This window comes from Sphingobium sp. TomTYG46 (assembly GCF_055396345.1).
This window is the reverse complement of record NZ_AP027325.1, coordinates 138,538-155,881: the sequence shown is the minus strand read 5'-3', so window position 1 is coordinate 155,881 and position 17,344 is coordinate 138,538. Positions and strand designations below refer to the sequence as shown.

Sequence of the window (17,344 nt, the reverse complement as noted above, 5' to 3'; positions counted from 1 at the left end):
CCCGCCACACCTGCCTTTTTTATTGGAGTTTGCCCGAGATGTTCCGCGATACCACCATCAGCCGCCGATCTGTCCTGATCAGCTCCGCATGCCTTTTCGCATGGCAGGCATCGGGCATTCCTGCGGCGATGGGGGCTGTACGCCGCCCGCTGTCGAGCCGTGTGAAATCGCTGATTGCGCAGATGACGATGGAGGAGAAGGCGGGGCAGCTGACGCTGATGCCAACCCCCTGGACCTCCGCCGCCGCAGCCAAGATCAACCCCGCTGCCGCAGTCAAGAATGTCGAAAATCTTGTTGACGATGCGCAGGCGGGACGGTTGGGCGGCGTTTTCAACGGCTTTGGCGTAGATGCGCATCGCAAGTTGCAGGCTGCCGCGATGAAGGGACGGCTCGGCATCCCCATGATCTTCGCGGGCGATGTCATTCACGGCTATCGCACGGTCTTCCCGGTTCCACTGGCCGAGGCGGCGAGTTTCGATCCCGACCTTGCCGAGCGCACTGCCCGTGCAGCAGCGGAGGAGATGGCGGCAACCGGGTTCGACTGGGTCTTCGCACCGATGGTCGATGTGGGCCGCGATGCCCGTTGGGGCCGGACAGTCGAAGGCGCTGGCGAAGATGTGCTTCTGTCCATGGACATGGCCCGCGCCCGGACGCGGGGATTTCAGGGCCGTTCGCTCTCGAACGATGCATCGGTTGCTGCGTGCATGAAGCATTTCGTCGCTTATGGCGCTGCGGAAAGCGGGCTGGATTATAATACAGCCGACATTTCGGAGCGGACGCTACGGGAAGTCTATCTTCCGCCGTTTCAGGCAGCCATCGACGCGGGCTGCGCCACCGTCATGGCCGCGTTTGAGGATATCGCAGGGCGCCCCATTCATGGCGGCCGCGAATATCTGACTGACATATTGCGCGGCGAGATGGGGTTCGATGGACTGGTCGTTGGTGACTATAACGGCGATGTAGAGATCGCGGCCCGTGGCTTGGCCGCCGATGCCCGCGACGCCGCGCGGATCGCAATCATGGCCGGGCTCGACATGAGCATGGCGAGTGGCATCTATCGCGACCATCTGCCCTCGCTGGTGCAGGCGGGTGAAGTGCCTATGGAGCGGGTCGATGAAGCGGTCGGCCGCGTCCTCGCGCTGAAGGAACAACTCGGCCTGTTCGAGGATCCGTTCCGGCGCATGGACCTGAAACGCCAGCAGACGCGCATGCGCACAAAGCCTGCGCTGTCGCTCGCGCGCGAGGCAGCCAGGCGATCGATCGTCATGCTGAGGAATGAGGGAGATCTGCTGCCCCTGCCGCGCAAGGGCAAGCGCATCGCCATAATCGGGCCGTTTGCCGAGGGACCCAGCAACTTGCACGGTCCCTGGACGCTGTTTGCGGACAACAAGGAAGCAGTCGATCTGGCTAGCGCGGTGCGGACGGCCGTTGCCGACGCCTCGATGGTCAGCATCGTAAAGGGCAGCGAGATTACCAGCCCCATTGAAGGCGGTATTGACGCTGCCGTCGCAGCTGCCCGTGCCGCCGACATCGTCATCCTTGCAGTGGGAGAACGCGAAGCGATGTCCGGCGAGGCCGCATCGCGCGATCTGATTGTCGTGCCCCCTGCGCAACAGGCCCTTGCAGAGGCGGTCGCCGCAGTCGGCAAGCCGATGATAGTCGCCCTACGGAATGGAAGGGCACTGGCATTGGAAGGGGCGATCCTTGATGCTCCGGCGATTCTGGTCACCTGGTTTCTGGGCTCGGAAACGGGCAATGCCACTGCCGATATCCTGTTCGGCGCGACTGGCCCGTCCGGCCGCCTGCCGGTCAGCTTCCCCATCTCGGCGGGGCAGGTGCCCTATTATTATGCGCACCGGAGGCCGGGCCGCCCAAACAACACGCGCTATATCACGTCGAAATATGAGGCGCGCTTTCCATTCGGTCATGGCCTGACCTATGGAAAGATCAGCTATTCCGATCTCGTTCTTTCTTCCAAGAAAATCGGGATGGACGGCCAGCTACGCGTCACGGTGACGGTCAGCAACCATGGGCAATATGCTGCCCGGGAATTGGTGCAGCTCTACGTACAGGATGTCGTCGCAACCGTCACCCAGCCGATCCGTGAGCTGAAGGCCTACCGGCATGTCGAACTGGCGCCGGGCCAATCGCAACAGGTGACGCTGAATTTGCGGGCCGCAGACCTTGCCTTCATCGGCGTCGATCTGAAGCCCCTGATCGAAGCTGGCCGGTTCAAATTATGGATCGCGCAGTCCGCTGAGGCGGCAGGGCTGGCGGAAGAGTTTGAGGTCGCTTGACCTGACGGCGCACCTAGGTCACCGACTCATTATGCCGCAACCAAATCCTGATTGAGGCGAGTTGGACGGAGGCGAGGAAATTGTCGTCTCGCTTGTCGTACCGGGTGGCAATGGCTCGGAAATGCTTGAGTTTGTTGAAGAAGCGTTCGACGAGATTGCGGTAGCGATAGAGGAACGGGCTGAAAGCCGGGATGCGTTTTCGGTTTGGCATTGGCTTGACGCAGGCCCATGCACCGCGCGCCGCCAAGGCATTGCGCATGGCGTCGCTATCGTAGGCACGGTCGGCCAGCAGGACGCAGCCTTTGCCAAGACCATCAAGCATATCGTCGGCCGATCGTCCGTCATGGGCCTGTCCTTCGGTCAGCTTTAGCCCGATGGGGAGGCCAAGCGCATCGACCAGTGCATGGATTTTGGTGGTCAGGCCGCCGCGCGAGCGACCCATGCAACGGGATCGGCCATCTTTTTTTGGGCGTTGGCAGCGTGCTGGTGGACACGGATCGACGAGGAGTCGATCATCTGGATATCCCCTTCGTAAGCTGCTGACACCGCTTGCAATATGCGCGCCCAATGACCTGCCTTGCGCCAGCGGTTGAAGCGGTTCACGCAGGTCGTGTGCGGACCATAGCGTGCCGGAATGTCCGCCCAGGGCGCACCCGTGCGCAACCGCCAGAATATCCCGTTCAGTACCCGCCGATCATCGACCCGCGCCACTCCGCGAACCTTGGTCGGAAGCAGCGGCTCGATCACCGACCACTCGAAATCCGTCAGATCAAAACGCGCCAAAGCCAGTCTCCCTTCATCGGGAAACTGAATCAGAAATCACGCCCGTTGGAAATCCCGTTTATGGGTATGTAACCTAGAGCGTGTTCGAAGCAGATAGAATCATTTTCTGTCTCGGAAGACACGGAAAAAAGATAATTAGAGCATGATCCGGTTCAATGTGATCGGATCATGCTCTAACGCGCATTGCCAAGAATATAGTCGATGAAGACCCTCAATTTTGGCAGTGCCTGCGTCCGGCTGGGGTAATATAGGAACACCCCTGACGAAGTTATCCCGTAATCGTCCAGGACCGTGATCAATTTGCTGCCAGCAATGTGATCATCCACCATGCTTTGCGGGATGTACAGCAGGCCCAATCCCTGCAGTGCTGCTGAAATTCCCAAACCGAAGTCGTTCACGATCAATCGACCGGCGACGGCCACATCCGTTGCCCGCCCGTTATCCAAAAAGTGCCAGTTGGCAATTCCTTCAGGCCCGCTCCGCATCCGGATGCAGTTATGGCGGCGCAGGTCGGTTGGACTGCTGGGCCGTTCGTGCTGGGTAAAATATTCCGGCGCACCCACGACCGTGAAGCGAATGGAGGGCGTCACTCGCAGTGCGATCACGTCAGGGTCGAGCAGTTCACCCAATCGAACGCCAGCGTCAAATCCGCCTTCGACCAAGTCGGTCGGACGATCTTCGGCCCAGATGTCCAAGTCGATCTGAGGATAGGCTTCGCAGAACCCTTTCATTATGGGTTCGATGAGCAGGGGGATCATGCCGCGCGGCATATGCACGCGGAGCAAGCCCGATGGCGTGCTGAGGTTCCGGGCTTCATCATAAGCGCTGGCGAGATCGGCGAAAGCAGGCGCGGCTCGCGTGAACAATATCTCTCCCGCCTGCGTTAGTCCAACGCTGCGGGTTGTCCGCATGAGCAGTGCAACCCCCGCCTTGGCTTCAAGCGTCTTGATCTTCTGGCTGAGGGCCGAAGGGGAAAGATGCAATTCATTAGCGGCAGCACGAAAGCTGCGGCGCTCCGCCACCCGAACAAAAGCCTCGATGGCGTCGAGAAGGCTGCGATCCATTATGTTGCCCAGCTACATGACCCATCAACTTTATAGCGGATTATCACCTAATGAGCAAAGCGGTAGATTGAGGTCCCAGAAAATGAAAGGAAGTTTAATGACCCATTCAATCTTCGTTGCCCCGCTGGCTATTCTGTCGTCTTATCTGATGCTGGCTGCCGCTCTTGGTCCTGCCCTCTCGCTCATTGGGTGAGCCAAGCGCGATAAGAAGAAGCTGTTCTACAAAAGGCCGCGCAGCCCACTTGGCGTGAGTTGCGGGACATTCAATTCAATGGATCGGCCAAGCCCGTCTCCTCGTTGATATTTAATTAGTATGAGTATATACGATCACTAACGGCGTCGGTCCCGCCTTGGCAGAGCGTGGGCTCGGCAAGGGCGGTTTATTCCTATCCGGCCTCTCAGACCCCGGGTCTGCCCCCGCGACAATCAGTGATGGAGAATGCACAAGTGATCGACGGCAGCGTTCTGGTGGGCGGCGACGCACGCCAGCAGAAAGAGCGGTTCAAGGGTATCGATCCGGCAACGGATCTGCCTCTTGCCCAAAGCTATTCACAAGCCTCGCCAGAGGACATCGCGGACGCATGCGCCCTGGCGGCTGATGCGGCGCCGTCCTTCGCCGGGCTGACGCCCGACGCGAGAGCGCGCTTTCTCGAAGCCGTGGCCGAGCGGATCGATGCGATCGGCGATTTGCTTATCGAAACAGCTATGGCGGAAACGGGCTTGCCCCGCATGCGTCTGGAAGGTGAGCGCGGGCGCACAACCGGGCAGCTCCGGCTGTTCGCCTCTGAATTGCGGGCCGGCTACTGGCTGGACGTGACGATCGATCGCGCCTTGCCGGATCGCGCCCCGCCGCGTCCCGACCTTCGCCGCATGAATATGCCGCTCGGCCCGGTAGCAGTGTTCGGCGCGTCCAATTTCCCGCTCGCTTTTTCGGTGGCTGGCGGCGATACCGCGTCGGCGCTCGCGGCGGGATGTCCGGTGGTGGCCAAGGGGCATCCGGGTCACCCCGGAACCGGAGAGCTCATCGCTCGCGCCGTGACCCAAGCTGTGACGGACTGCGGTCTTCATCCGGGCGTTTTTTCCTATCTGCCCGGCACTGGCAATGCGCTTGGCGCTGTCCTTGTGGCCGATCCTCGCATCCGCGCTGTCGGCTTTACAGGATCGCGGGCAGGCGGACTGGCGCTCGCCGAGATAGCGGCCCGGCGTCCTGAACCTATCCCCGTCTATGCTGAAATGAGCGCGGTCAATCCCGTCATATTGATGCCGGGCGCTCTCAAAACCCGCGCCGAGACGCTTGGGACGGCATTTGTGGGCTCTCTGACGCAGGGGGCGGGACAATTTTGCACCAATCCAGGACTGGTCATCGCGATCGACGGACCGGACCTCGACCGCTTCCTCGCTTCGGCCACTTCGGCCATCAGTGAGGCGTCGCCGCAGGTGATGCTGACGCCCGCCATTCGAGCCGCATTCACCAATGGCGTGGCCAAACTGGAGACCATGCCGGGCGCCAGGTTGATCGCACGCGGCCAAGCTGTCGAAGGGCGCGCCGGTGCGGCGTTGTTCGAAAGTCACGCTGAGCAAATCGCCCGAGACCCGGTCCTTGCCGAAGAGGTGTTCGGTGCGTCGTCCGTGGTGATCCGTTGCAAGGATGTCGATGCGCTGACGCAGGTCATCTCTGGACTGGAGGGGCAGTTGACCGCAACGATCCACATGGAGGATTCCGATGCTGCCGACGCGGCCGCCATACTCCCGCTTCTTGCGCGAAAGGCGGGCAGGGTCCTGGCGAACGGCTGGCCAACGGGTGTCGAAGTGACCTGGGCGATGGTTCATGGCGGTCCGTTCCCCGCCACCACGGACGGACGGTCCACGTCGGTCGGCACCCTCGCTATGTCGCGCTTTCTGCGGCCGGTCTGTTTTCAGGATATCGGCGCAAAGCTGATCCCGCCGCCATTGCAGGACGGTAACCCCTGGCGCTTGCCGCGCCGCCTTGATGGCAAGATGGAGATTGCCCAATGATCCGATCCCTCGTTCAATATGAACAGGATGGCCGACGTGGCGTAGCGGCTCTGGACGGGAGCGGATCAGCCCTGATCGTGCGTGATACGGCGTCCATACGGATGCTGGCTGGCGATGCGCTGGCGTCGTCTACCACGCTTGCCGCTCTTGCCGAGGGACGGGCAGGGGCCTCGATCGATTTGGCCGCTGTTACCTTGCTGCCGCCGATCGATCATGAAGATCCCGCGCACCTGCTGGTCAGCGGCACCGGCCTCACGCATCTGGGCTCCGCCGAAGGCCGCGACAAGATGCACAAGGCCGCCGCCGCCGGTCAGGCCACCGACTCCATGCGCATGTTCCTGATGGGCGAAGAGGGTGGAAAGCCAGCCGCCGGGATTGAGGGGGTGCAGCCCGAATGGTTCTACAAGGGTGACGGATCGATCCTGGTACCACCGGGCGCGCCTTTCCGTAAACCTGCCTTCGCGGGAGATGGGGGCGAGGAACCGGAAATCGCCGGCATCTACCTCAACGCGCCGGATGGAACGCCGGTTCGTCTGGGCTTCTCAATCGGCAATGAGTTTTCGGACCATGTTACCGAACGGGTCAATTATCTCTGGCTCGCCCATTCCAAGCTGCGTCAGGCGTCGCTCGGGGCGGAATTGCTGCTGGGCGACCTGCCCGCCGATGTTCGCGGCGCCAGCAGGATTATCCGCGATGGTGAGATATTGTGGGAAAGTAGATTTTTTTCTGGTGAGACGAACATGTCCCACAGCATCGCAAATCTTGAGCATCATCATTTCAAATATGACTTGTTCCGGCGTCCGGGCGACGTGCATGTGCATTTCTTCGGCACGGCGACCCTCTCTTTCACCGATCAGGTGGCAACGCGGGCGGGCGATATATTCGAAATAGAGGCAGACGCCTTCACCATGCCGCTTCGCAATCCTCTGGTGGCGGCAGCCGACGAAGGACTGGCCAAAGTGAGGGTTCTATGATCCGCACTCTCTAAGTGTTCAGTCCCGGCCTTTGATGGTGCATCATTGATACAGCGATGGAAGGATGCACTATGGGACAGATTTTACACGGGAGCGTCTGCACGACAGAGGCAGTCTGTCGAGCAACTGGAAAAATGCGTGCAACGCTGGAAGCAATTGATGTACTGGAAGATGGCAGCTTCTGCCTGCCGTCGTGGTCTCTGAACCGCTGCGGGTTTGTCGGCGGCTCCAACTTCTAAGTAAGTGGAGCCGATATGAGCGGGACGACGAACAAGTTTGCACCTGAGGTGCGCCAGCGGGCGGTGCGCATGGTGTTGGATCACGAGGCGGATCATCCATCTCGCTGGGCAGCGATGATTTGCGCTTCGCCGAGATCATTTTCCATCAACATGTGTTCCTGCACATGGCTGGACGGAAGGACTGCCTATTGCCTTGTTGGACCTCACAGCGCCTCGATCCCGGCTTTCAGTGCATTGAGGAAAGCGATGACGGGGCCTCCGTCGATCGCGCGATGGTCGAAGGTCAGTGAAAAACAGACCATCGGCTTCACTGTCACGATCCATTCACCGTCTACCATCGCTGCGCGAGGCGAGTGAACGATGCCGCCCACGCCCAGCAGCGCAACTTGCGGAACATTCAGCAAGGCTTCGGCGCGCATGACAGGTCCGATAGAGCCGGGATTGGAGATCGTAAACGTTCCACCTTCCAGATCCGTCTGCCTGACCGATCCGGCTCGGACGCTTTGCGCCAATGCGGCGATTGCCTGAGTGAGTGCCATTGGGTCTTGCTGTTCCGCGTTACGGATCACCGGCACTATCAGGCCGTCTTCCGCATCGACCGCGATCCCCAGATTGACCGTTAGCCAAAGCGACAGTCCCTGCTCGCCCCAAGTCGCATTTAACTTTGGATGTTTGAGGATGGCTGTCGCAGTGACATGGGCGATATAGCCCAGAATGGAGGGCGTGGGTTGCCCCGCCTCTTTCAGGGCGGCGCGCCTTGCGAACAACGCCGAAAGATCGATTTCCATATCCGCCGTCAACGAAGGCACTGCCGCCGCTTTCGTCAGCGTTTGGGCAATGGCCTTGCGCCGCATCGAGTGGGGCGCGAGCGTGGGCCGATCGCCACCGCCTGCGGCAAGAACGTCGCCCTGCGTGACTTTGCCGCCGGGTCCGGTTCCTGTCACGGCCGACAGGTCAACGCCATGATCCTTTGCAAGTTTGCGAACCAGCGGACTTATCCGCCCGGCAATGCCTTTCATGTCAGTCGGGTCGGCCGTTGCGGTCGAGGGCGCAATGGCGTGTTCCGCAACTGTGGCCGGGCCAGCCTCATCAATTGCCGCCAGCGCCTCCGCGATCGCAGTCGGTGACGTGCCGGGCGGAACCCAGAGGCCAACCTTGTCGCCAATCTTCATCTCGTCGTCTGCCCGACCGATCTGTCGGGCGAGTATCCCGGCCTCGACCGCTTCGACTTCCGTTGCGGTCTTGTCCGTCTCCACCTCGTAGAGGATGTCGCCTTCTTTGAAACGGTCGCCTTCCGAAATTCGCCATTGAAGGATCTTGGCATTCTCTACAGAGCCCATTTGCGGAATGTTGAGGGTGTGTAGAATGGACATTGGCATTTCCTCAAAGGCTCATCAGATCCCGTGCCATCTGTGCGATGGCATCGATGGACGGGATCGAAAGGGCTTCCAGATCACTGTGCTGCGGCAACGGAAAATCCTTCGCGCCAAGGCGCAGGATTGGTGCTTCCAGATCGAAAAATGCGGTTTCCTGTATCTGCGCCGCGATTTCCGCGCCGGGGCCAGCGGTCTTGGCCGCTTCATGGACGACCATTGCACGATGCGTCTTGCGCACCGATCCGAGCAGGCAGTCCCAGTCCAGTGGCACGAGGCTGCGAAGATCGATCACCTCGACATCGATGCCGTCGGCAGCGAGCTGATCGGCCGCAGCAAGTGAGCGAGATACCATCGAACCATAGGTTATCAGCGTCATGCTGTTGCCTGGGCGGCGGATCGCGGCCTTGCCGATCGGAACGATGAATTCAGGGTCGAGCGGGACAGATCCCTTGCTCCACCCCAGACTCTGGACACTGTGAAACAATACGGGGTTGGGTTCGCGCAGCGCCGCTTTCATAAGCCCCTTTGCATCTTCCGGCGTCGAGGGAACGACCACCTTCAATCCCGGGAAATGCATCCCCAAGACTTCGGTACAGCTTGAATGTTCCGGTCCCGCGCCGCCCATTGCTCCGATCGGGAAAATGATGACGGCAGTCATCGGCACATTCAGGCCGTGCATATAGCGCCATTTGGCCAGCTTATGATAAATTTCATCGCCAGCAATCAGTGCGAAGTCGCCAAAGCCCATATTGATGACGGGCTTCATCCCCGCAATCGCCGCCCCGGTGGCGAGGCCCGCCTCGAACGCTTCGGAAATATTGCTATCCACAACGCGGTCGACGCCGAACTCGTCAATCAGTCCCTTTTCCGTGCCGAACCATCCGCCCGTGGCGACACCTTGCCCCAGTACGAATATGCTGTCGTCGGCGCGCATTTCCTCAACCAGGGCAAGGCCCATCGCCGCATTATAGCCCATCGTTTCAGTCGACATAATAAAGATCCCGTTCGATAACCGACATGTCGGGGTCAGGTGCGGCCTTTGCCTCCCGATAGGCTGCATCCACGATGGCTTCCGCCTCCTCGATCAGCCGTGCAGCGGCATTTCCCGAAAGCCGCGCGGCCAGAACATCCAGCGGATCGCGATAGTCGTCAAATTCGCTGTCGCTGCGATAATTTTGCGGATCGCCAGCATAATGCCCGCGACGGCGCGTGACCTTTGCTTCGATCAGCGTCGGCCCGTCGCCCCGGCGTGCGCGATCGACCGCCTCACGGGTTGCTGCATAGACGGCGATGGCATCCTGACCATCGACTATAACGCCCGGAATATGATAGCCCGCCGCGTAGTCGGCGATGTCCGTCGTCGGGTTGACCGATCCCAGACGCGTACCGACCAACAGGCCATTATTCTCGCAGAAATAGATCAGCGGCAATTTCCATGCCGCAGCGTGGACCATGGTTTCGTGAAACGTGCCCCTAGCGGACGTGCCGTCGCCGAAATTTGCCAGCGACACCCGACCGTCCTTTCGGATCTTGGACGCCAGAGCTGACCCGCCAGCCAAGGGATAGACGCTGCCCAGCGTCGCGCCTTCGCCCATTATGCCGATGGAATAGTCGGCCCAGTGAGGAACACCGCCACCTTTGCCGCGTGTCGCGCCCGACGTCTTGCCGAGCAGGTCGCCAAGGATGGGACCGGGCGCCATCCCCTTGCCAATCGCCCAGGCAGCGCCGCGTCCCTGATACCAAAGATAATCCGATGTCGCGAGAGCGGCGGACGCGCCGATGGGCGCAGCCTCCTGTCCTTCGCCCGGATGCCACCAGCCGGAGAATTTATGGTCCCGCGTGTGGCGCAGCATTAACCGTTCGATCGCGCGCGATACCGCCATGCGCGAGAACATCGTCTCGACGAGTTCTGAATTTGGCTCCGACATTGGCCCTCTTCCCATTTGACTGTTTGCGGCAAGACGCGCGTGCGTTATCCCGCCGTCTGCGCCCCATCGACGGGCATGGCGATACCGCTGACGCTCCGCGCGTCGTCCGATCCCAGAAAGGCGATCGCAGCGGCGACTTCTTCGGCGTCGATCATGTCGCCCATCTTCGATGCATTGCGCATCAGCAGGCTGACATCGACATCATCTGGCCAGACGAGTTCCCCGGTCATCGCCGTTTTCACGCCGGTCGGACAGATGGCATTGACGCGAACGCCAGTGCTTGCGAATTCGACTGCCAACGACTTGGTGACGCCGATCACGCCATGCTTGGTGGCGCAGTAGGCCGTGGTGTAGGCGATGCCGACGAGGCCAGCCGCCGAACTGATGTTGACGATATTGCCCTTCGCGGCGATCAGGTGCGGCATCGCCGCCTGGCAGAGGTAAAATACGCTGCTCAGATTGACGCGTACCATCCGCTCCCAGCGGCTGTCGTCGAAACGGGCGAGCGGCGCCCAGTCCATGATGCCCGCGATGTTGCACAGCATGTCAATGCGGCCCGCCGCCTTTGCTGCGTCAGCGATGAACGCGCGGCAGGAAACGGGATCGCCAGCATCGAACCCAATCACCACCGGCGTGGTCAGGGTATCGAGCGTGTCAGCCACGGCCTTTGCACCCGCTTCGTTGAGATCACCAAGCACAAGTATCGCGCCTTCTGATGCCATCCGCCGGGCGGTGGCACGGCCGATGCCCGATGCGGCACCGGTTACGATGACGACCTTGTCTTTATATCGCATGAGATCCGCTCCTGTTCAGTTCGCTCGCGTGGGCTTTATCGCGCGCAGATCGCGTCCATGATCGGTCAGCGTGCCGATGAGATCATTGCCCATATGGCGTTCGACGAAGCGCCACTGGCCATCGACCTTTGCCACGGTGTCGCGATAATCTCCGCCAATGACGGGCTGGAGCGGCAGCGTGTCGGTTTGCTGGAAGACCATGACATAGGATGAGACGACGGCTGTACTCTCGTCCTTCGGCCGAATGATGACATTGCTTATGAAATGGCGCGTCCGTGGCGTGCCGTCCGAATAGGTGATGACCCAGTCGCGGAACGAGGCCGCCATCGCGGCAGGATCGCGGTCGGCCATCAGCATCCCCGCGCTGTAAACGACAGCATGTTCAAAAAGGCGCCCGACCGCGTCGAAATCGCCCCCGTCGAGCAGCGTGGGGTAGGTGAAAATGAGATTCTGTATCTCGAAATAGTCCTCGCCGGTCATTTTAATTCCTTTTGCGGTCTTTTGCCGCGTCATCGAGATTACTGGTGGCTCTGGCGATCATCCACCTTCATTTGGGGTAGGTCGCCCAAACTGGCGGGCTGCGCGAGCGATTACGCCAATTCGAAATCCTCCATCCGTGGCGCAGCCATCGATTGGGCGAAATGGTCGTAGCTCCATGGCCATGTCTGGGGCACGCCCTGCGCGTCGAGATACCAGCTGGTGCATCCAGAGCCGAATATGGTCAGTTTCGCGGCCGCGATACGGCGCTCCTCATAATCAGCCATGGCTTCGGGCTTTGCAGCGATCGCGGAACAGGTTCCGTCTCGCAAAAGATCGAGGAGTTGGTCGATATAGTCCCATTGCCGCTCAGCGATGTCGATCAGCGAGAAATTGCCCACTGGTGCGGTGGGGCCGTTGAGCAGGAACAGGTTGGGGAAATCGGGCACGGTGATTGCGTAATAAGCGGTGGGGCGCAGCGCCCAGGCATCATCGAGGTTATTACCGCCTCGTCCGATTACCTTAATGGGGCGCACGAAACGGTCGGTCTTGAAGCCTGTTGCCAATACCAACACGTCCAGTTCGTGCAGCGTGCCATCTTTCATGCGGACGCCTGTGACCTCGACCCGTTCGATTGCTTCCGTCTCGACGATTACACCGGGACGTTGCACCGCCTCATAATAGTCGGGCGAATAGATCAGCCGCTTGCAGGCAGCGCGATAATCGGGCCGGAGTTTTTCGCGCAGTGCCGGATCCTGAATATTTTCCTCAAGATTACGGAGGACCACGCCTTCTATTTCCGCCATTTCGGGCGAATCCACCTCAATGATCGCCTTGTTGAACCGCCGGATCCCGGCCCAATATTCATCGCCGAAGCGGATCGCGTCGATCCTGGACACATCCGAACGAAAGGCGTGCCGATCGGTTTCCGAATAGATGAAGTTCTGGACCGGCATGATCCATTGTGGCGACCGCTGGAAATGGACAAGCGTGCTGGCGCGGGTCGACAGGGCCGAGACGATCTGGACGCCGGTCGAACCATTGCCAATCACGCCGATGCGTCGGCCGTCGAGCGCTACGCTGTCGTCCCAGCGTGCGCTGTGAAAGCTGTCGCCCCCGAAGTCCTTCAGGCCCGGAATGGCCGGGATATTGGGGTGATGCAACACGCCGGTCGCGGCGATGATGACATCGACGATGTCTTTGCAGCCATCGGATGTCTCGATATGCCAGCGGCCATCGACGTAGCGGCAGTCCGTCACTTCCGAATTGAAGCGGATGCGGTCGCGGAGCCGATAATCGTCCGCGATCCGTTCGAAATAATGCTGAATCTCCGGACCGGGGGAGAAAAACTGCGTCCATTCCGGATTGGGCGCGAAACTATAGGTATAGGCATGGGCGGGAACGTCGCAGGTCAGGCCCGGATAACGGTTTTCCCGCCATGTGCCGCCGACGGTGTCGCCTTTTTCGTAGATGACGAAATCTGCATCACCCTTCTGGTCTAGCCGAATCCCGGCGAGCAGTCCGGCCATACCCGCGCCAATTATCGCAAAGCGTAATCTGCGGTGGCCGGTTTCCATTTCCTGTTTAGCCATGAGTCGGTGCGCTTTCGATGTGGTCTTGGTGATTCTGTGGCATGCGTTCAGGCGACCCATTCGGGCGGACTGTTCAACTCGGACAGCCGTCGTTCCTTGAGCGCACTAAGGTATAGCGCGATCGCATCGCCGGTATTTTCGATGAGATCGATATGGTCGGTCGCAACGGCTTCATCGAAGTGGTCGCGCACCTCCTCGATGGTCAGGTCACCACCGGCATAACCCTTTGAAAAGCCGGTCACGATTTTGGCGAAACGGCCAGAGGATGCAGCAATCGACTGGCCGGTGCATGTTGCATCGCGATGGACCAGCCAGGCGACCACTGACGCCACGCGTTCAGGTGTGGCGGCCTTTTCCATCCAGTCGCGAATGTCGCTGTCGGGAAGATGCATGGCGACCAGTCGGGTAAAGGCGGCTGGCGAGATCGCGTTGCACTTAATACCGTGTGGCGCGCCCTCCATCGCCAACGCCCGTACGAACCCCATCATCGCCATCTTTGCCACCGGGTAGCCGATTCCGGCGCTTCCACCCATCCCGAACATCGAATCCGACAGCGTGCAGACGATGCGCCCGTACCGTTGACGCAGCATCGCTGGCCATGCGGCGTGCACCAGATGGAAGGGGGCATAGGCGTGGATCTGCATCTGATGGTCGAACTGCGCCAACTCCATCTCAGCGAAGGATTGTGTCACGTCTGGCGCAATGCTGCCGGCGTTGTTGATGACGATATCGACACGGCCCCAACGATCGAGTGCAAGCGCGACAAGGCGTTGCGCGGTCGAGGGGTCCGTCACGTCGCCAGCATCGGCGATTGCCTCACCGCCCAGCGCCATGATGTCGCCGACCACGGCCTCGGCCAGGTCCGACGATTTTCCACCACCTGTAGTCGATCCGCCCAGATCGTTGACGATGACCTTTGCGCCACGCGCAGCCAGTATCCGGGCATAGCTTCTGCCCAAACCCCGCCCCGCACCGGTGACGATGGCGACCTGGCCGTCATAGCGTAGCTGTTCCAAACATCTTCTCCTTAGCCGGATGTCGTGCGGCGCATCCGATCTCCATTGGCTGATCCAAAAGACGGCGTCGCTCCACCCCCAAATCGATTAGATGGTGATTTGCGGGACCTCCTCTGTTTGGATGAGGCACCGGCTTTTCCAACGGAGCATGTTGCCGGAACAGAACTGGCGATACGACCAGCATAGGATGAGGATCGGGCGGTTTCATGATGTTCAAAAACAGGTCCGCATTGATCACGGGCGGCGGTTCGGGAATCGGCGCCGCCGCGGCAATGCGTCTTGCCGAGGAAGGTTGCCGCGTTGTGATCGTTGATATCCGGGCAGGCGAAGGGCAGCGCATTGTTGATCTGATCACGAAGCGCGGCGGCCATGCTGTCGCCATCGCGGGCGATGTGTCCTGCGAAGCCGATACTGCCCGCTTTTTCGACGAAGCCGAAACGGCGCTCGATGGGTTGGACATTGCTTTTCTCAACGCTGGGGCGTTGCAGGACTATGGTCCCTTCGACACGATCACGGTCGACCAGTTCGACCGGATGATTGCGATCAATCTGCGCGGGCCTTTCCTGGGTCTGCGACAGGCGCAGCGGCGACTGCGCCCCGGCGGCGCGGCGGTGGTAACGGCCTCCGCAGCCGCGTTGCTCGGCTTTTCCGATGCCGTGGGGTATACTGCGGCCAAGCATGGCGTCGTCGGCCTGGTCCGCGCCGCAGCGCGCGAATTTGCCGCGCGCGGCCTTCGGGTCAACGCAATTTGTCCCGGCCCGGTGCAGACGCCAATGGTGGGCGCACCTCCGCAGGATGAGCTTCTGCCGCCGGAAAACATCACGCCGCCGACCTATCGTGGCGAGCTGACGCCGCAGATGGTGGCGGAAGTCGCGCTGTTCCTGATGGGACCGGCATCGGCGGCAATCAATGGGCAGGCGCAGCTTGTCGACGCAGCGCTGCTGTCCGCCTTTCCGACCGCCCCAGACGCCAACTGAACAAAGGACCAACCATGCTCGACACCGCCTTCGATCAGAAAACCGGCTTTGATCCGGCCAATGTCGTGAGTTCCGACAAGGTCACGATCGAGGCACCTGCCGGAATAGTGTGGGAGATTCTGGTCGATCTGGACCGTTATGGGGAATGGAACCCTTTTTGCGTGAAGGCGGCATCCACGCTCGAAATCGGCGCGCCGGTCCATATGAGCCTCGTCAACTATCCCAATCCCGGCGCGCTGCTGGTGAATTGCGAATATGTCTGCGCGTTTGAGCCAGAGCGGCGACTGGCGTGGGAGGCGCCGTGGCACGAGGCATGGCCCTATGCCGCACGCCGCGACCAGATGATCGAGCCTGTTGAGGGAGGAAATTGCCGTTATTGGTCGACCGACGCGTTTCTGGGTGAAAGCGGCGTTCATGTGATGCGCTTTTGCGGTCCGTGGGTGAAACGGGCGTTCGACGATACAGCGCGGGCACTCAAGGCTCGTGCCGAGGCTTTCCATGCCGAGCGGCAAGCTGGCTCACAATGACCGCGAGCACGGGTCAGGCGATGCAACCGCAGCGATTTGATAGTGAAGCAGCTTTCTTGCCGACAGGGGACAGGCCATCCCGCTTTCTGGGGTGGCGCATGGTGTGGATCGCCGCGTTGACGCAGAATGTGGCGGTCGGGCTTACTTTCGGGTCGTTCGGCACGCTTGTTCTTGCCATCGAGCAGCGTTTCGCGACGACCAGAACGCTTTCGACGCTGGCCATTTCGCTGACTATTCTGGTCCTATCGCTCGGTGCGCCGATGATCGGCATGCTCCTTATGCGTATGTCGATCCGCCGCATGATGACGATCGGCGCATTGCTTGCCGCTAGCGGCTATGTGCTGCTGCCGTTCTCTACGGGCATCGGTATGTTCCTTGCGTTGTTCGGTCTGCTCGTGTCGCCCGGAGTCTTGTTGCTGGGCGTGATGCCGTCCAACATCCTGGCAAGCAACTGGTTCATTCGTGGACAGGGCCGTGCACTGGGCTTCGTCACCATGCCGGTGTTCGTGATGATCGTGCCAATGATCAGTTCATGGGCACTCCAGCGGTTCGGACTTGATGCCGTGCTCATCGGGCTTGGCCTTGCCCATCTCATCGTCCTGCCCGTCATGCCGTTGGTGATCGATCGGCCCGAACAGGTTGGCCAGATTCCGCTCGGTCATGACGAAGCCAACAATCCGGCCGAGGCGCGGTCATTGCTATCCGCGCGGGATATGCTGTCCCGACCGGTGACTTGGTTCGTCACCGCCGCCATCGGCATCGCCGTGGGGGGCGGCATCCTGAAAGCCGCTCATCTGGTGCCACTCGTCATGGGACAGGGTTGGCCGCTGGAAGAAGCATCCTTCCTGTTCGCCATTTCCGGCGGTACAGGCATATTGGGCGCGATTGTGTTCGGTTGGCTTGCCGACAGGCTCGGGCCGGGGCAGGCTCTGGCGCTCAACTGCCTTGTCCAGGGCATCGTCTGGTTCATCTTCCTCCAGCCGGTCGGCTATTCCCTGCTGGTGCTGGATGCGATTATAGTGGGTGCGTGCGGTGGCGGGATTGCGGCAGCGCAGGGCGTGCTGCTGACCCGGCTGTTCGGCATCCGTAATTTTGCCCGCGCAATGGGTCTTGTGACACTGTTCACCGTCCCGTTCACCTTCGGTATTTCACCGCTGGCGAGCGCGCTGTTCGACGCCACCGGCAGTTACTGGACGCCGATCGTGCTGCAAATCGTCGGCTTCGGCCTGGCCGCGTGTATTTTCCTGTTGGTCGAGCGTCGCGCGAGCCGCGCTGCTGACTGAC

15 protein-coding genes are annotated in these 17,344 nt (G+C 60.7%); 6 read left to right on the top strand and 9 right to left on the bottom strand.

Annotation, left to right across the window (positions count from 1 at the left end; genetic code table 11):
* Nucleotides 1-38: 38 nt before the first annotated feature.
* Nucleotides 39-2,297 carry a glycoside hydrolase family 3 N-terminal domain-containing protein gene (locus ACZ5YV_RS14105; RefSeq protein ID WP_464789704.1) on the top strand — a complete coding sequence of 753 codons (2,259 nt, stop codon included), beginning with the start codon at nt 39-41 and terminating at the stop codon, nt 2,295-2,297.
* A gap of 13 nt (nt 2,298-2,310) precedes the next feature.
* On the opposite strand, the gene ACZ5YV_RS14100 is transcribed toward ACZ5YV_RS14105, so the two are convergent.
* Nucleotides 2,311-3,080 (bottom strand): IS5 family transposase gene (locus ACZ5YV_RS14100; RefSeq protein ID WP_464788357.1). Its coding sequence is split into 2 segments (ribosomal slippage): nt 2,311-2,763 and nt 2,766-3,080, totalling 768 coding nucleotides; the frame shifts between segments, so codons are not numbered across the junction.
* Between the two features lie 173 nt (nt 3,081-3,253).
* A complete protein-coding gene (locus ACZ5YV_RS14095) occupies nt 3,254-4,144 on the bottom strand; it encodes a LysR family transcriptional regulator (RefSeq protein ID WP_464789703.1) in 891 nt (296 codons plus the stop codon).
* Between the two features lie 447 nt (nt 4,145-4,591).
* On the opposite strand from ACZ5YV_RS14095, the gene ACZ5YV_RS14090 reads away from it, so the two are divergent.
* The gene (locus ACZ5YV_RS14090) at nt 4,592-6,160 is read left to right on the top strand and encodes an aldehyde dehydrogenase (NADP(+)) (RefSeq protein ID WP_464789917.1); all 1,569 of its coding nucleotides are present in this window, start codon (nt 4,592-4,594) and stop codon (nt 6,158-6,160) included.
* Nucleotides 6,157-7,134: an AraD1 family protein gene (gene araD1 / locus ACZ5YV_RS14085; protein ID WP_464789702.1), complete on the top strand. Its 978-nt coding sequence runs from the start codon at nt 6,157-6,159 to the stop codon at nt 7,132-7,134. Before ACZ5YV_RS14090 ends, araD1 begins: the two co-directional genes overlap by 4 nt.
* 442 nt (nt 7,135-7,576) lie before the next feature.
* On the opposite strand, the gene ACZ5YV_RS14080 is transcribed toward araD1, so the two are convergent.
* The 7 genes from ACZ5YV_RS14080 to ACZ5YV_RS14050 all read right to left on the bottom strand — a co-directional run bounded on the left by ACZ5YV_RS14080 (nt 7,577) and on the right by ACZ5YV_RS14050 (nt 14,556).
* Nucleotides 7,577-8,746, bottom strand: coding sequence for a dihydrolipoamide acetyltransferase family protein (locus tag ACZ5YV_RS14080; protein ID WP_464789701.1), 1,170 nt, complete (start codon nt 8,744-8,746; stop codon nt 7,577-7,579).
* 10 nt (nt 8,747-8,756) lie between these two features.
* Nucleotides 8,757-9,740 carry an alpha-ketoacid dehydrogenase subunit beta gene (locus ACZ5YV_RS14075; protein ID WP_464789700.1) on the bottom strand — a complete coding sequence of 328 codons (984 nt, stop codon included), beginning with the start codon at nt 9,738-9,740 and terminating at the stop codon, nt 8,757-8,759.
* Complete coding sequence (locus tag ACZ5YV_RS14070) at nt 9,730-10,677, bottom strand: thiamine pyrophosphate-dependent dehydrogenase E1 component subunit alpha (protein WP_464789699.1); 948 nt, start codon at nt 10,675-10,677, stop codon at nt 9,730-9,732. Before ACZ5YV_RS14070 ends, ACZ5YV_RS14075 begins: the two co-directional genes overlap by 11 nt.
* A 44-nt stretch (nt 10,678-10,721) precedes the next feature.
* Nucleotides 10,722-11,471, bottom strand: coding sequence for an SDR family NAD(P)-dependent oxidoreductase (locus ACZ5YV_RS14065; protein WP_464789698.1), 750 nt, complete (start codon nt 11,469-11,471; stop codon nt 10,722-10,724).
* A 15-nt stretch (nt 11,472-11,486) separates the two neighbouring features.
* Entirely contained in the window at nt 11,487-11,951 is a 465-nt protein-coding gene (locus ACZ5YV_RS14060; RefSeq protein ID WP_464789697.1) for a nuclear transport factor 2 family protein, read from the bottom strand.
* Nucleotides 11,952-12,061: 110 nt separating this feature from the next.
* Nucleotides 12,062-13,540 carry a flavin-containing monooxygenase gene (locus tag ACZ5YV_RS14055; RefSeq protein ID WP_464789696.1) on the bottom strand — a complete coding sequence of 493 codons (1,479 nt, stop codon included), beginning with the start codon at nt 13,538-13,540 and terminating at the stop codon, nt 12,062-12,064.
* Between the two features lie 47 nt (nt 13,541-13,587).
* Nucleotides 13,588-14,556 (bottom strand): SDR family oxidoreductase, encoded by a 969-nt coding sequence (locus ACZ5YV_RS14050; RefSeq protein WP_464789695.1) that lies wholly within the window; start codon nt 14,554-14,556, stop codon nt 13,588-13,590.
* Nucleotides 14,557-14,762: 206 nt separating this feature from the next.
* Here ACZ5YV_RS14050 and ACZ5YV_RS14045 point away from each other — a divergent pair, with 206 nt between their 5' ends.
* The 3 genes from ACZ5YV_RS14045 to ACZ5YV_RS14035 are packed head-to-tail and all read left to right on the top strand — an operon-like array spanning nt 14,763 to nt 17,343.
* Nucleotides 14,763-15,533 carry an SDR family NAD(P)-dependent oxidoreductase gene (locus ACZ5YV_RS14045; protein WP_464789694.1) on the top strand — a complete coding sequence of 257 codons (771 nt, stop codon included), beginning with the start codon at nt 14,763-14,765 and terminating at the stop codon, nt 15,531-15,533.
* A gap of 14 nt (nt 15,534-15,547) precedes the next feature.
* Entirely contained in the window at nt 15,548-16,060 is a 513-nt protein-coding gene (locus ACZ5YV_RS14040) for an SRPBCC domain-containing protein (protein ID WP_464789693.1), read from the top strand.
* Nucleotides 16,057-17,343, top strand: a complete 1,287-nt coding sequence (locus ACZ5YV_RS14035; RefSeq protein WP_464789692.1) for an MFS transporter — start codon at nt 16,057-16,059, stop codon at nt 17,341-17,343. The genes ACZ5YV_RS14040 and ACZ5YV_RS14035 overlap by 4 nt, the downstream gene beginning before the upstream one ends.
* Nucleotide 17,344: the final 1 nt, after the last annotated feature.

Excerpts from the sequence above, each read along its gene's own strand:
- ACZ5YV_RS14040 (WP_464789693.1), top strand. The coding sequence starts at position 15,548 with ATGCTCGACACCGCCTTCGATCAGAAAACCGGCTTTGATCCGGCCAAT.
- ACZ5YV_RS14055 (WP_464789696.1), bottom strand. The coding sequence starts at position 13,540 with ATGGCTAAACAGGAAATGGAAACCGGCCACCGCAGATTACGCTTTGCG.
- ACZ5YV_RS14070 (WP_464789699.1), bottom strand. The coding sequence starts at position 10,677 with ATGTCGGAGCCAAATTCAGAACTCGTCGAGACGATGTTCTCGCGCATG.
- araD1 (WP_464789702.1), top strand. The coding sequence starts at position 6,157 with ATGATCCGATCCCTCGTTCAATATGAACAGGATGGCCGACGTGGCGTA.
- ACZ5YV_RS14080 (WP_464789701.1), bottom strand. The coding sequence starts at position 8,746 with ATGTCCATTCTACACACCCTCAACATTCCGCAAATGGGCTCTGTAGAG.
- ACZ5YV_RS14045 (WP_464789694.1), top strand. The coding sequence starts at position 14,763 with ATGATGTTCAAAAACAGGTCCGCATTGATCACGGGCGGCGGTTCGGGA.
- ACZ5YV_RS14060 (WP_464789697.1), bottom strand. The coding sequence starts at position 11,951 with ATGACCGGCGAGGACTATTTCGAGATACAGAATCTCATTTTCACCTAC.
- ACZ5YV_RS14065 (WP_464789698.1), bottom strand. The coding sequence starts at position 11,471 with ATGCGATATAAAGACAAGGTCGTCATCGTAACCGGTGCCGCATCGGGC.
- ACZ5YV_RS14095 (WP_464789703.1), bottom strand. The coding sequence starts at position 4,144 with ATGGATCGCAGCCTTCTCGACGCCATCGAGGCTTTTGTTCGGGTGGCG.
- ACZ5YV_RS14035 (WP_464789692.1), top strand. The coding sequence starts at position 16,057 with ATGACCGCGAGCACGGGTCAGGCGATGCAACCGCAGCGATTTGATAGT.
- ACZ5YV_RS14075 (WP_464789700.1), bottom strand. The coding sequence starts at position 9,740 with ATGTCGACTGAAACGATGGGCTATAATGCGGCGATGGGCCTTGCCCTG.
- ACZ5YV_RS14105 (WP_464789704.1), top strand. The coding sequence starts at position 39 with ATGTTCCGCGATACCACCATCAGCCGCCGATCTGTCCTGATCAGCTCC.